We start from the raw sequence: 13,225 nt of genomic DNA on the forward strand, positions 1-13,225 counted from the left end.
GGAGATGTTTATAAGATAGATCTCCTGATTCATCCAGACCCCCTTGCTACGGGTGCCCGCTTCATACCAGCCCTGCTTCAGGGTCAGGGCCGCCAGTAGCACCGGCAGCAGGATCACCAGAGCAAAGAGCACGGGAACGCGCCATCTACGCCATGGATTCATGGTGACATCCTCCTCGTTAGCACCAGACCGCCCACCAGCACCACCAGCGCCAATCCGAGCCATTGCACCGCATAAGCCCGGTGCTTCTCTGGGGGCATGACATTCGGCTGGTAGTGATAGAAGAAGGGAGTCCGCTGCTGGTAGAACACGGCGTCTGCGAGAGGCGCTCCCATGACCTCGCCCAGGGCCTCCGACCTGATGGACTGCAACCGGTTTGGATAGGGGCCGGACTCGATATTCTGACCCAGCAGGAGGCCGCCGGGGGCCGTACGCAACACGCCATCGAGCGCCAGGGTGGCCGGGATAACGGGCCTTGGCAGCTGAGCACGGCTCGCGGGGGCGGACACCCAGCCCAGGTTCACCAGCAATAAAATGGAGGCGTTGGGGGCTCGCACCGGAATGAGCACGTCATAGCCGATCTCCCCCCCGGCAGCCTGGTTGTCCAGCAACCAGATATAGGGAGATACCCACTCGACTTCACCCTGCAATGCCAGACCGTCCACTGACGCCGGGTCGCTCCAGTCGAGCTGGGCCAGCGTTTGTGGCGGTGCCTGTTGTGCCGCCGCCATCCGCTCCAGCCAAGACGCCTTCTCCACCCCGCGCTGCCACTGCCAGAGCGCCAGCTTGCACAAACCGGCGGTCACAACCAGAGTAAACAAGAGTACGAGCCAGCGTCTGTGGTGCCAGGGGCGTTGTTTGTTCCACGTTGCCAAGTCACGCATATCACGGAGGATCCCAACATGTTGATCAAGGTGGTGCTGGTACTCATGCTGCTGCTCATCATCGGACAGCTGTTTCACGCCCTCTGGCTGATGATGAGCGCAGGTCACACGCAAAAGATGTCGACCCCTCTGGGGCGCCGCGTCTTCCTCTCCCTGTTGGTGATCGTCCTTCTGCTGCTCGCCGTCATGATGGGCTGGCTGGAGCCCAATCAGCGCCCCTACTGAGGGCGACTTCAGAGCAGATAGACGAAGACGAACAGACAGAGCCAGACCACGTCGACGAAGTGCCAGTACCAGGCCGCAGCCTGGAAGGCGAAATGGCGCTGTGGGGTGAAATGATCCCTCAGCATGATGCGCAGCCAGATGATGGTCAGGAACAGGGTGCCCAGCATGACGTGCAGACCGTGGAACCCGGTCAGAATGAAGAAGGTATTACCATAGATGCCGGAGTCAAGCCGCAGTCCCAGCTCCCGGTACGCATGAAGGTATTCATAGCCCTGCAGCCACAGGAATGTCAGCCCCAGTACCACTGTCATCAGCAGCATCCCCTTGAGACGGGTCCGTCTCCCCGCTTCCAGCCCCGTATGCGCAAGCAGCAGGGTGACGGAGGAGCCGAGCAGGATCACAGTGTTGACAAGGGGGATGCCATGCCAGGGCATGGCCTGGGTGGTGGTGCCTCCCGGGGTCTTGAGCAGGGGCCAATGGGCAGTGAAATCCGGCCAGAGCAACTGGCCTGTCATCACCTTGCTACCTGCTCCGTCCAACCAGGGCATGGCGAGCTGACGGGCATAGAACAGCACGCCGAAGAAGGCCAGAAAGAACATCACCTCGGAGAAGATGAACCAGACCATGCCCTGCCTGAAGGATCTGTCCATCTGGGCGCTGTAGAGCCCGGTCATGGACTCGTGGATGATATGGCGGAACCAGCCGAACAGCATGAACGCCAGCAGGGCCACCCCGGCCATCATCAGATAGCGACCGATACCGGCCTGGCCACTCGCGCTCTCATTGACCAGATGTCCCGCCCCCAGAGCCAGGAGAAACAGGGCGATGGCACCTATGATGGGCCAACGGCTCTGCTCAGGTATGTAATAATTCTGGTTCACCTTGGCCATGGCTATTTCCTCTGGGCGAGTGCCGGGGTCGGCTTGGGCTGGGTTATGTCATAGAGCGAGTAGGAGAGCGTGATGGTGTTGATGTCGTCAGGCAGGGCCGGATCGATATAGAACTTGAGCGGCATCAGCTTGCTCTCTCCTGCCTGCAACTCCTGGCGGTTGAAGCAGAAACACTCCACCTTCTTCAGGTAGGCTGCCGCGGGGCCGGGGGAGACGGACGGCACCGCCTGGCCCACCATGGTGCGCTCGGTGGGGTTGAATACCCGGTAATTGACCTGCTTCACGTCCCCCGGTCGCACCGACAGTCGCACCGTTTCGCCGCTGAACTCCCAGGGCATCCGGCTATCCGCATGGGCAAGAAATTCGACCTGTATGCTCCGCGTACTGTCGGGCACCGCCCGTTCCATCGTGGCTGGCTGAGCGTCGGTCTTGCCATTGAGACCCGTCATCCGGCAGAAGACGTCATAGAGTGGGACCAGCGCAAAGGCAAAGCCAAACATGGCGAGCACGACCAGGGCCAGCTTTCTGAGCAGAGGGCCGTGATTAACCTGTGCCATGGTGCCTCCTTACTTCTCTTCCGGCCGGATGTCGGGCGGTGTCTTGAAGCTGTGGTAAGGCGGTGGTGAGGAGAGCGTCCACTCCAGCCCCTGCGCCCCCTCCCATACCTGATCACTCACCTGCCTCCCCCCCCGGATGCACTTGATCACTCCCCAGACAAACAGAAGTTGTGACAACCCGAAGGCAAAGCCGCCGAGACTGATCAGCATGTTGAAATCGGCAAATTGCAGGGCGTAATCCGGAATACGGCGAGGCATGCCCGCCAGGCCGACGAAGTGCATGGGGAAGAACAGCACATTGACCGAGACGAGCGAGCACCAGAAGTGCCACTGGCCGAGCCGCTCGTCATACATGTGCCCCGTCCATTTTGGCAGCCAGTAATACGCGGCGGCCAGGATCGAGAAGACAGCACCTGTGACCAGCACGTAATGGAAATGGGCCACCACGAAGTAGGTGTCGTGATACTGGAAGTCCGCCGGCGTCATGGCCAGCATCAGCCCGGAGAAGCCGCCTATGGTGAACAGGGTGATGAAGGCGATGGCGAACAGCATGGGGGTCTCGAACGTCAGGGAACCGCGCCACATGGTGGCAACCCAGTTAAACACCTTCACTCCGGTCGGCACCGCGATCAGCATGGTGGTGTACATGAAGAACAGCTCGGCCACGACCGGCAATCCTGTTGTGAACATGTGGTGTGCCCAGACCATGAAGGAGAGCAAGGCGATGCTGCTGGTGGCATAAACCATGGAGCGATAACCGAACAGCTGCTTGCGGGAGAAGGTCGGGATAATGCTGGAGACGATGCCGAAGGCCGGCAAGATCATGATGTAGACTTCCGGGTGCCCGAAGAACCAGAAGATATGCTGGAACATGACGGGATCCCCGCCTCCAGCAGCATCGAAAAAGCTGGTGCCAAAGTATTTGTCCGTCAGCACCATGGTCACCGCCGCCGCCAGCACCGGCATGACGGCGATGAGCAGGAAGGCCGTGATGAGCCAGGTCCAGACAAAGAGCGGCATCTGCATCCAGCCCATGCCGGGGGCCCGCAAGTTGAAGATGGTGACGATGACGTTGATGGCCCCCATGATGGAGGAAATCCCCATGATGTGGATCGCAAACACAAACAACGCCGTGCTGTTGCCGCTGTACTTGGTCGAAAGAGGCGCGTAGAAGGTCCAGCCCGAGCTGGGCCCCCCCCCTTCCATGAAGAGGCTCGACAGCAGGATCAGAAATGCAAACGGCAGTATCCAGAAACTCCAGTTGTTCATCCGGGGCAATGCCATGTCGGGGGCACCGATCATCATGGGGATCAGCCAGTTGGCCAGGCCGGTGAAGGCGGGCATGACGGCACCAAAGACCATGATGAGGCCGTGCACCGTGGTCATCTGGTTGAAGAAGAGGGGCTCAACCAGCTGCAAGCCCGGGTGAAACAGCTCGGCCCGGATCACCATGGCCATGGCGCCGCCGGTAAAAAACATGGTCAGGGCGAAGAGCAGATAGAGGGTACCGATGTCTTTATGGTTGGTCGTGTACAGCCAGCGCTTCAGACCCGATGCCGGTTGGTGGACATGCTCGCTGTGCAGGGTATCTGTGATTCCATCGCTCATGCCGGCACCTCATTTGTCCTTGTTGAGTTCGACTGGGTTCAGAAGGGACTGCACCTCGGCAGCCTGAATGAGATCGCCGGTCTTGTTCTCCCAGGCATTGCGTTCATAGGTGATGACAGCGGCAAGCTCCTGCGCCGTCAATTGCTTGCCGAAGGGTTGCATCGCCGTGCCGCTCTTGCCGTGGAGGACGATGTCCAGATGCTGGGCCCGATTCTCCGCCAGCGTGGTCACCTTGCTGCCCTTGAGCGCCGGGAAGATGCCGGGCAGTCCGGTTCCGGCGGGTTGGTGGCAGGCAGCACAATGCCCCAGATAGATCTTCTCTCCCAGCTCCATGGCCTGTGGCAGCGTCATGCTCTCCGCGACCTGTGCCTGTTGCTGTTCCTTGGCTGCCGCCTGATCTGCCGCCACCTTCGCAATCCAGTCATCGAACTCCCCGGCAGGCTTGGCCACCACCACGATGGGCATGAAGCCGTGATCCTTGCCGCACAGCTCGGCGCACTGACCTCTATAGGTGCCGGCCTTGTCGATCCGGGTCCAGGCTTCATTGATGAATCCGGGGTTGGCGTCTTTCTTCACGGCGAAGGCGGGCACCCACCAGGAGTGGATGACGTCGTCCGAGGTCATCAGGAACCTGATCTTCTTGCCTACGGGCAATACCAGAGGCTGATCTACCTCTAGCAAATAGTTGTCACTTTTGGGCTCGCCGCCCGAGATCTGTTTCTTGCTGGTCGCCAGCAGGGAGTAGAACGCCACCGGATGCTCAAGATATTTGTAATGCCACTTCCATTGCGATCCCGTGACGAGCACGGTCAGGTCGGCCTTGGAGGTGTCTTCCATCTTCAGCAAGGTGGAGGTCGCCGGGGCCGCCATCGCGATCAGGATCAGCACGGGGATCGCCGTCCAGAGCAGCTCGACGCGGGTACTCTCGTGGAATTGAGCGGCTTTGGCACCGCGAGACTTTCGATGGCACACGATGGACCAAAGCATGATGCCGAAGACGAGCAGGCCGATGGCGCAACAGATGTAGAAGATCGTCATGTGCAGGTCATAGACCTGTTGACTGATGGCGGTCACCCCGCGCGTCATGTTGAAGGAGATGTCGTTGGCGAAGGCGCTGCTGCTGACAAGCCACATCATCCAGGCGCCATGGTTAACTGCATTTTTTCCCACATTGCACTCCCTGTGCACGTTAGAAAAGATGGACGGCATTAACTACCAATAAGGCTAACCATTTGAAATAAATAAACTTATTAAACTGCCATTTACATTCAAGTATTAGTCGATATTCGGAAAAAACCAAAATGCCGGCACGCGAGGCAGTACTCATCCGAGCAGTATGGGCAGGCAGTCCGAACGAGATGGCCTGCCGACTGGGTCTCCCTTTTGATTCGTATCCGTCCGGCGTAGGCCTCAGTCCCAAGACAGATAGCAAGGCAAGAGGCCCGATATGAACAAGGGGCCATCAGGCCCCTCGTGCATATCTCGGCGATGCGCCAGTCCGGCGGTCAGCCCCCGGGTACCCTCGGTGCCAGCAACCTGGCCAGCAGGGCGCGCAGGGCCTTGATCAGGGCAGGCTTGCCAGCCAGACCCTGTGCTGCGGCGAGTTCGGCCCAGGGCGCATATTGCCAGATGGTGGCAATCAACAGCCGACGCTCGCCGGGGCTCAGGTCATCCAGCAACGCCATCTTGCTCCCCAGCCAGCGTTGCAGCGTGGCCTGGCACAACTCGAACGGTTTGTGGTGATGGGCGAAGCAGTCGAGCTCCTGATGCTCGAAGGCATCCAGCTCGGGCGCCCCGACAACCTGCTCCCCTCTCAGGCACAGCCAGACAAGCTCGGCATCCAGCTGCCTGAGCTCTCCCGCGAGCAGGGTCGGCAGCTGGCTCACGAAGCGCTGGCGCCATTGAACCAGCTCCGCATGGCGTTCAGCTTGCAGCGGCTTCAGCAGCAAGGCCGCATGACTGCCGCTCGCGGCGTCCCGCTGCAGGCCGATGCGCAGCACCCTCAGCCCACCCTTGAGCCAGAATGGCAGCAGTTCGGGGCTGGCGGAGAAGGCGGATCCCAGATAGTCGACCCCCAATGTGCGATAGTGCGTCTCCAGCCTGTCCAGCAGCAAGGAACCCAGCCCCAGGCGATGCAGACCGGGGTGAATGGCGATGCGCATCACTCTGGCATAGGTGCGCTCCCCTGCCGTGATGAACCCGGCGTGGGCCAGCAGCGACTGGGGTAGCAGATGGCCGCGAGGACGCCGCCGTCCCGCCCAGATGTCCTGGGCCAATTCAGGGAAGATATTGCCCTCCCGCGCCACCAGCGCCACACCGAGCAGCGCATCACCCTGCTCCAGCAGGTGGATGTCGAGATCCGGCCCCTCCAGCAAGTACCTGAGATCGCTGGGGCTGGTCTGGTAATGGGCCAGCACGAGCAGGCCGAATACCCGGTTGAGCAGGGCCTCATCACCAGCCAGTGCGGCCTGCTCCAGCCGTCGCCAGCTGGCGGTCGTCGGCGGTTGCGGTGCCACTGTGTCGGCGTGGAGGCCGAGCAGCCGGAAGGTCAGGGGCTCCAGCGGATCGTGCCTGCTCCAGCGAATGGGCTCCGCCAGGTGCAGCTCCTGCCAGTCCGGGGTTTCCCGATCCAGCACCTGCTTGAAGCGCAGGTGAAAACCACGTCCCGTTCCCTCATAACCATGTTCCGTGGTGGCGAAGACGATGCGGCTGTGGCGGGCCAGCATAGCCTCCAGAAGCGGTGTCGGTATGGCGGCCGCCTCGTCCACCAGCAGCAGATCCGCCTGCACCTCTCCCCGGGCCACCCGGTCTGGCGAGACATAGGTCAACCCCGCCAGCCTCTCTGGCATGTTGCCCAGCGCCGCTTCGGCATGGGCGAAGAGGGTGGCGACAGTCGCCTGCGAGGGGGCCGTCACCGCTATCGTCAAGGCGGGATCCCGGCTCAGCAGATCTGCGCTGGCCAGCCCCAGCAAGGCGCTCTTGCCGCGTCCGCGATCGGCACTCAACACCAGGGGGCGCCGGCGATGGCCGTAAAGCACCTTGTGGATAGCGGGCAACCCGAGGGCCTGATCCGCGCTCAATGGCCGGCTCACATCCAGGGGATGCCAGGGCTCGCCCTTGTATACGGGATCCAAGGAGAGCGCAGGATCCCCCGCCAGCAGCCGCACCAGGCGGGCGATGAACCCGTGCCCTGCCCGAGCGGCGTCCTCGGGCTGGGCAACCAGCCTCAACCTGTCCGGATCCGGATACGCCGGCCACGCCTCTCTGGGCGGCGTCAGCAGCAGCAACAGCCCCCCCGCCCGCAGCGTGCCCGACAAGGCACCGAATGCATCGGGGTGAAAGCCGCTGAAAGCGTTGAAGATCAGGGTGTCGCACTCCTGGCCGAGCCGCTGCAGTGCCTTGGCGGCGGGCAAGGGCCCGTGACGTTCTGGCCCATTGCCCAGCCAGAACACGGCCTCCCCCAACAGGGGTTCGGCACGGGCGATGCAGTCCGCCTCCTCCCCTTCCAGCCAGATCAGACGCCGTTCACCGGCGCGGGCAAGGGATTGGCGCAAGGTGGCCAGTTCGACAGGACTCATGGTGCCGGGTTGTGTTCCGGTTTGATCCTGGGTTCAAACATGCGATCCCCCATCTGATCGATGAAGGTGTGGGCCTTCTGCACCATGAAGCGCTCGGCATCGGCGGGGCTTACGAAGAGATCGGAGCGAATGAAGCGATGGGTCTGCACGACCCCGTCCACCTCCCTGGTGATGCGACCCGCCAGCCGGAACTGCCCCCCCTCTGCCATGGGCTCGGGATAGATGAGATAACCGGCATATTCGGTCGGCGTGACCTCGGTGTGCTGGGCAGGTTGTCCCTTGAACAAGGCATTGAGTAGTTTCTTGAGCATGTTCGCCTCCTCTCTGATGGTGGCATTCTCCCCAAGGGGGGAATCGGTAGCAAGCGCGGGATCTTATTACGATTCGTTCTTTGCACTACGAACCATTCTCATTTAGATTTCTCTCATTCCAGCATGAGGTCCATATTATGTACGTGTGTTTGTGCCGCGGCATCACAGATAACCAGATCCGCAAGGCGGTACAGGCAGGCAAGACCGAGTTCCGGCAACTGAAGCAATCGCTGGAAGTCGGGGCCCAATGTGGCAAGTGCGTGCGCATGACGATGGAGATCATCGCCGCAGAGCTGGACAAGATGGAGTCGGAGCAGGCGCCACTCTACTACGAAGTGGCCTGATACCTCGCCTGTAGACCCTCGCCACCCCAAGCGAATGCTCCTCGTGTCAGGAGTGCCGATTCGCCATCCCCTGATTGTCATCTTTCTGGACTAAGCTCTAGTGATCCTTGCCCTAGGCTCGAACACGAGGAGTAATGTCGATGAAAGGAGATCCCAAAATCATTGCCCACCTCAACAAGGTGCTGGCCAATGAACTGGTAGCCATCAACCAATACTTCCTGCATGCCCGCATCTACGATGACTGGGGCCTCAAGGGGCTCGGGCACAAGGAGTATCATGAGTCTATCGATGAGATGAAACATGCCGACGAGCTGGTCAAGCGGGTGCTGTTTCTGGAAGGACTGCCCAACTTGCAGGATCTGGGCAAGCTGCGCATCGGTGAGACGGTGGAGGAGATGCTGCGCTGTGACCTGTCACTGGAGATGGACGCCATCCCTGACCTGAAGGTAGCCATCACCTACGCAGAGTCGGTGCAGGACTACGTCAGCCGCGACCTGTTCCAGGATATCCTGGAGGATGAAGAAGAACACGTGGACTGGCTGGAAACCCAGCTCGACCTCATCGAGCGCATCGGTCTGGAAAATTACCAGCAATCCCAGCTCCACTCGGAACCATCCTGAATCCCCGACGAGAAACGACCCGCCCAGGCGGGTTTTTTTCTGCACCGCACCTCATGCACACCGCACATAGCCCTTGTCGTGAGCCCTCACAGATCGAGACCATATTCCCGTATCCCGTGACCCGCCTCCTTCCCTCTGCCGAGACGCACCTTGCGCCACATTGAACCGTCACCGCGATCACAGTTACGATGCATGGCGCAGCGACGCGGGTCGCTTTCGATTAGGATACCGCCCCAATCCCATCACTTTGCTACGGATGAACTCCATGGAACTGATTGCACGCGAGATGGCGCCCCACAAGCGGGTCGCCCTGGTGGCTCACGACAACATGAAGGCCCCGCTGTTGAACTGGGTGCTGCGCCGCAAGGAGGAGCTCAAGCTCCACCATCTCTATGCGACCGGCACCACGGGCACCCTGCTCGGCAAGAAGGCGCAGCTGCCCATCACCTGTCTCTTCTCCGGCCCCATGGGGGGGGATCAGCAGCTCGGCGCCCTCATCGCCGAAGGGAAGATAGACGTGATGATCTTCTTCTGGGATCCCCTCAATCCCGCCGCTCACGATCCTGACGTCAAGGCGCTGCTGCGCCTCGCCGCAGTCTGGAACATCCCGGTCGCCACCAACGAGGCGACGGCGGATTTCATCATGGACAGCCCGCACATGCAGCAGGCCTTCAGCGTGCAGGTGCCCGACTACGCCGGCTATCTCAAGGCCAGAACCGAGTAACCCACGCCAGACAGCAAAGAGCCGGAACAAGTGTCCGGCTCTTTTCAGTTATGGGGATGGGGAAAGGTCAGCGCTGAAGGCTCTTCTGCGCGAACTTGGGTCTGGCGTTCATGATCTGCTCCACCTGCTCGTCGCTCATCTTGCCGCGCGACAACCCCAGCACCTTGTAGGTGAGCAGGGGGCGGGCCGGCAGGGCGATCATCAGGGCGCGGATCTGGTTCTCGTCCTCTTTTTCCCGCACCGGCTTGCCATAGGCATAGGTCAGCACGCCGGCATCCATCAGGTTTTTGACGGCAGGTTCGGTGATCGGCAGGTTTATGACGCTTTTACGCTGCAGCACGAACTCGCGCAGCACCGCCTTTTCGTTGAAATCGAGGAAGCCGATCATCTGGGCCAGCTGGTCCTTCTGGCGGCGGGACTGCCACTCGTCACAGGCCCACTCCCAGGCGATCAGGAAGCCCTGGCTGCAGAAATAGGAGATGGCGATCAGCATGCCGACCCCGAGCCAGGCGGCGTGGGCCGTGGCCCACTGGCTCACGGCCCCCTTCATCAGGCCGGCTGGGAACAGCAGAATGATGCTGCAGCAGAGCAGCAGCCAGACCATCAGCCAGTTGAGGCGGTTCAGCTGATAAAAATGTTGGATCCACCGTTTCATCGTTCACCCTTCCCAAGTCAATGTGGACAGTAGCCAACTCATAGCAATCCCTGTGCCAGAGCGCAGACCCCGGGGGAAAGATCAGGATCCCGGCGGGCCGGCGTTACATCCCCTTACAACTTGGTCCCCGCGATCTCCCGGTTTTGCCTTGTGGGGCGGCCGCCGGCTTGGTACAACGCCCCCACTGTCATAGGGGAGTAGCAACCCGCCCGCGATCCGGGCAGGGCTCATGTCAACACGCTTGGATCCACAGGTCCATGGCATGGGCGGCGATGACATCCATCGCTCTGCAAGACCTTTGGCCTCGACATGTACGCCAGCCAGGCGAGCCATGTCGAGTCCATCGGTTATCCTGCTCGCCTGGCGGCTACTCATATGCTGATCACCCTGCTGTTATTTCTGCTTTCTGCCATCACCATCTACCGGGCCTGCGAATACTTCGTCAACGGCATCGAATGGGTTGGCCATCACTTCCGACTCTCCCAGAGCGCCACCGGCTCCCTGCTGGCGGCCCTCGGCACGGCCCTGCCGGAATGCATCGTCACCCTGACCGCCCTGCTGATGGGGCAGGCCCCCGCCCAGCAGCAGATCGGGATAGGGGCGGCCCTCGGCGGCCCCCTGGTGCTGGCCACCCTGGGCTATGGCGCCGTCGGCCTGCTCCTGCTGCTGTGCATGAGCCCGGCCCACAGGATCATGGACAGGGAGGTGCTGCACGACACCGCCCGTGACCAGGCTTGGTTCATCGGCATCTTCCTGCTGGCGGTGCTGCTCGGCACCCTGGCTTTCACCGGCAAAGCCTGGCTGGCCTCCCTGTTCGTGCTGGTGTACCTCGCCTACGTGAGGCGCGAGCTGAGGCAGACCGACCTCCACGAGGTCGAGCCGCCCGAACCGCTCAGGCTGGATCCGCACGCCAGGATCCCGACGCTCGGCAAGGTACTGCTGCAGACCCTGACGGCCCTGATGGCGATGGCGCTGGCGGCCCAGCTGTTCGTCCATCAACTGGAGAGTCTGGGGGAGCTGGCTGGCCTCTCCCCCGTGCTGGCAGCCCTGCTGCTGAGCCCGGTGGCCACCGAGATGCCGGAGCTGATGAACGTGCTGCTCTGGGTACGGCAGGGTAAGTACCGGCTGGCGCTGGCCAATTTATCCGGCGCCATGATGATCCAAGGCACCATCCCCAAGGCATTCTGCCTGCTGTTCACCCCCTGGTTGCTGGACGACGTCATGATGGCCTCGTCCCTGGTGACGCTGCTGGCGGTGGTGATCCTGTGGTGGGGCTTTCGGCGGGAATGGATGACGGCGGGCAGGCTCGCCCTGGCGGGACTCTTCTATCTGGGCTTCTGCGGCTGGCTGATCGCAAGCTGACGAGCGCCATGAACAAGGGCGGGTATCTCCCGCCCCCTTCATGGCCGGCACCCCGCGTCAGCCAACGCGGGACGGGCTGCTTAGAACTGCTGGAACCAGCGCTGGATCTGGGCCGGATCCTTGCTCTGGGTCAGAGCGAGCATCAGCAGGATACGCGCCTTCTGCGGGTTCAGGGTCTCGGCCGCCACGAAGCCGTACTTGGCGTCGTCGATCTCCGCATCCAGCGTGGTGGCGCCGGTCGGCACTCGGGCGGAGCGCACCACGCGAATACCGTCCTTGCTCGCCTGGGCCAGGGTGTCGAACAGGGTGTGGTAGAGGTTGCCGTTACCCACCCCGGCGCTGACGATGCCGTCAAACTTGGCATCCACCAGGGCCTTGGCCGGCAGATCCGAGGCGTTGGCGTAGCTGTAGACGATGCCGACCCGGGGCAGCTTGTCGAGCTTGCTCACGTCGAACGGCGTCTGGCTGGTGTGCAGCCGGGCCGGGCTGCGCTGGTAGTCTATCTTGCCATTGTGGATGTAGCCGAGCGGGCCGAAGTTCGGGGCGGCGAAGGTCTGCACGCCGGTGGTGTTGGTCTTGGTGACGTCGCGGGCATCCAGCACGGTATCGTTCATCGCCACCATGACGCCACGCCCCTTGGAGGCGGGATCGGAGGCGGTGACCACGGCGTTGTAGAGGTTCATGGGGCCATCGGCGCTCATGGCGGTGGAGGGGCGCATGGCGCCGACCAGCACCACCGGCTTGTCGCTCTTCACGGTAAGGTTCAGGAAGTAGGCGGTCTCTTCCATGGTGTCGGTGCCGTGGGTGATGACGATGCCGTCCACGTCGTCCTTGGCCAGCAGCTCGTTGACCCGCTTGGCGAGCTTGAGCCACACCTCGTCGTTCATGTCCTGGGAGCCGATCTTGACCACCTGTTCCCCCTGCACCTCGGCCACGTTCTTCATCTCGGGGACGGCCGCGATCAACGTCTCGATGGCCACCTTGCCAGCCTCGTAGTTGGACTGGGTAGCGGACTGCCCGGCTCCGGCGATGGTGCCGCCGGTGGCCAGTATGTGCACGCTCGGCAGCGCCATGGCCATGGGGGAGAGTGTCAGTCCGAGTACGGCGGCAAGCAGGGTCTTGCGGAGAGGGAGGGTCATGCTGCAATCCTTCTTATGGGTTGATTGCAGCATTTTTATTCTTTTTAAACGGGATTTAAGTGATCACTCTCACCAATAAAAAGAAGTAAACAGAATATTGGTCTGTTTTTTACCACTTAGGTGATAACTCACTCCGCGGTGAACCCCCGGGCTTCGATCAGGGCGATCAGCTCTTCCTTGCTCAGCTCGCTCTCGATGACGGCCTTGCTGCTGGCGAAGTCGACGCTGGCTTCACTGACGGCTGGCTGGGCCAGCAGCGCTTTTTGCAGGCTGGCGGCGCAGCCACCACAGGACATGCCGGAAACGGTCAGTTGAATGGTCATGGGAT

At 61.5% G+C, this 13,225-nt stretch carries 15 protein-coding genes and 1 riboswitch; of the genes, 5 read left to right on the forward strand and 10 right to left on the reverse strand.

Annotated elements, in window-relative coordinates:
• Positions 1-158: 158 nt before the first annotated feature.
• Positions 159-821, reverse strand: coding sequence for an SURF1 family protein (locus BN1136_RS05055; RefSeq protein ID WP_052365701.1), 663 nt, complete (start codon positions 819-821; stop codon positions 159-161).
• Between the two features lie 81 nt (positions 822-902).
• Here BN1136_RS05055 and BN1136_RS05060 point away from each other — a divergent pair, with 81 nt between their 5' ends.
• The gene (locus BN1136_RS05060) at positions 903-1,109 is read left to right on the forward strand and encodes a DUF2909 family protein (protein WP_043762924.1); all 207 of its coding nucleotides are present in this window, start codon (positions 903-905) and stop codon (positions 1,107-1,109) included.
• Positions 1,110-1,117: 8 nt separating this feature from the next.
• On the opposite strand, the gene BN1136_RS05065 is transcribed toward BN1136_RS05060, so the two are convergent.
• From BN1136_RS05065 to BN1136_RS05090, 6 genes are all read right to left on the reverse strand, one after another.
• Complete coding sequence (locus tag BN1136_RS05065; protein ID WP_043762922.1) at positions 1,118-1,999, reverse strand: cytochrome c oxidase subunit 3; 882 nt, start codon at positions 1,997-1,999, stop codon at positions 1,118-1,120.
• 2 nt (positions 2,000-2,001) lie between these two features.
• Positions 2,002-2,556 carry a cytochrome c oxidase assembly protein gene (locus BN1136_RS05070; protein WP_043762920.1) on the reverse strand — a complete coding sequence of 185 codons (555 nt, stop codon included), beginning with the start codon at positions 2,554-2,556 and terminating at the stop codon, positions 2,002-2,004.
• Between the two features lie 9 nt (positions 2,557-2,565).
• Positions 2,566-4,164, reverse strand: coding sequence for a cytochrome c oxidase subunit I (gene ctaD / locus BN1136_RS05075; protein ID WP_043808158.1), 1,599 nt, complete (start codon positions 4,162-4,164; stop codon positions 2,566-2,568).
• A 9-nt stretch (positions 4,165-4,173) separates the two neighbouring features.
• On the reverse strand, positions 4,174-5,301 hold the full coding sequence (coxB, locus tag BN1136_RS05080) for a cytochrome c oxidase subunit II (protein WP_043762918.1): 1,128 nt from the start codon (positions 5,299-5,301) through the stop codon (positions 4,174-4,176).
• 368 nt (positions 5,302-5,669) lie between these two features.
• Positions 5,670-7,742: a tRNA(Met) cytidine acetyltransferase TmcA gene (locus BN1136_RS05085; RefSeq protein WP_043808161.1), complete on the reverse strand. Its 2,073-nt coding sequence runs from the start codon at positions 7,740-7,742 to the stop codon at positions 5,670-5,672.
• A complete protein-coding gene (locus BN1136_RS05090) occupies positions 7,739-8,053 on the reverse strand; it encodes an HlyU family transcriptional regulator (RefSeq protein WP_043762916.1) in 315 nt (104 codons plus the stop codon). The genes BN1136_RS05085 and BN1136_RS05090 overlap by 4 nt, the downstream gene beginning before the upstream one ends.
• Before the next feature lie 137 nt (positions 8,054-8,190).
• Here BN1136_RS05090 and BN1136_RS05095 point away from each other — a divergent pair, with 137 nt between their 5' ends.
• The 3 genes from BN1136_RS05095 to BN1136_RS05105 all read left to right on the forward strand — a co-directional run bounded on the left by BN1136_RS05095 (position 8,191) and on the right by BN1136_RS05105 (position 9,741).
• Positions 8,191-8,397 (forward strand): bacterioferritin-associated ferredoxin, encoded by a 207-nt coding sequence (locus BN1136_RS05095; protein WP_043762913.1) that lies wholly within the window; start codon positions 8,191-8,193, stop codon positions 8,395-8,397.
• Positions 8,398-8,537: 140 nt separating this feature from the next.
• Positions 8,538-9,017 carry a bacterioferritin gene (gene bfr / locus BN1136_RS05100; RefSeq protein WP_043762911.1) on the forward strand — a complete coding sequence of 160 codons (480 nt, stop codon included), beginning with the start codon at positions 8,538-8,540 and terminating at the stop codon, positions 9,015-9,017.
• 265 nt (positions 9,018-9,282) lie between these two features.
• Positions 9,283-9,741 carry a methylglyoxal synthase gene (locus tag BN1136_RS05105; RefSeq protein WP_041211864.1) on the forward strand — a complete coding sequence of 153 codons (459 nt, stop codon included), beginning with the start codon at positions 9,283-9,285 and terminating at the stop codon, positions 9,739-9,741.
• Between the two features lie 67 nt (positions 9,742-9,808).
• Here the strand turns inward: BN1136_RS05105 and BN1136_RS05110 are convergent, their stop codons facing one another.
• Positions 9,809-10,396 (reverse strand): superinfection exclusion B family protein, encoded by a 588-nt coding sequence (locus tag BN1136_RS05110; protein WP_043762908.1) that lies wholly within the window; start codon positions 10,394-10,396, stop codon positions 9,809-9,811.
• A 180-nt stretch (positions 10,397-10,576) separates the two neighbouring features.
• A riboswitch (yybP-ykoY riboswitch) is annotated at positions 10,577-10,684 on the forward strand.
• A gap of 87 nt (positions 10,685-10,771) precedes the next feature.
• Between BN1136_RS05110 and BN1136_RS05115 the strand changes: the two genes are divergently transcribed.
• Positions 10,772-11,758: a sodium:calcium antiporter gene (locus tag BN1136_RS05115; protein ID WP_043763159.1), complete on the forward strand. Its 987-nt coding sequence runs from the start codon at positions 10,772-10,774 to the stop codon at positions 11,756-11,758.
• Positions 11,759-11,838: 80 nt separating this feature from the next.
• Here the strand turns inward: BN1136_RS05115 and ansB are convergent, their stop codons facing one another.
• Together ansB and BN1136_RS05125 are read right to left on the reverse strand one after the other, a co-directional pair.
• Complete coding sequence (ansB, locus tag BN1136_RS05120) at positions 11,839-12,897, reverse strand: L-asparaginase 2 (RefSeq protein WP_043762906.1); 1,059 nt, start codon at positions 12,895-12,897, stop codon at positions 11,839-11,841.
• A gap of 128 nt (positions 12,898-13,025) precedes the next feature.
• The gene (locus tag BN1136_RS05125; RefSeq protein WP_043762903.1) at positions 13,026-13,220 is read right to left on the reverse strand and encodes a heavy-metal-associated domain-containing protein; all 195 of its coding nucleotides are present in this window, start codon (positions 13,218-13,220) and stop codon (positions 13,026-13,028) included.
• Positions 13,221-13,225 lie beyond the last annotated feature (5 nt).

This window comes from Aeromonas taiwanensis (genome assembly GCF_000820165.1).
GTDB classification, from domain to species: domain Bacteria; phylum Pseudomonadota; class Gammaproteobacteria; order Enterobacterales; family Aeromonadaceae; genus Aeromonas; species Aeromonas taiwanensis.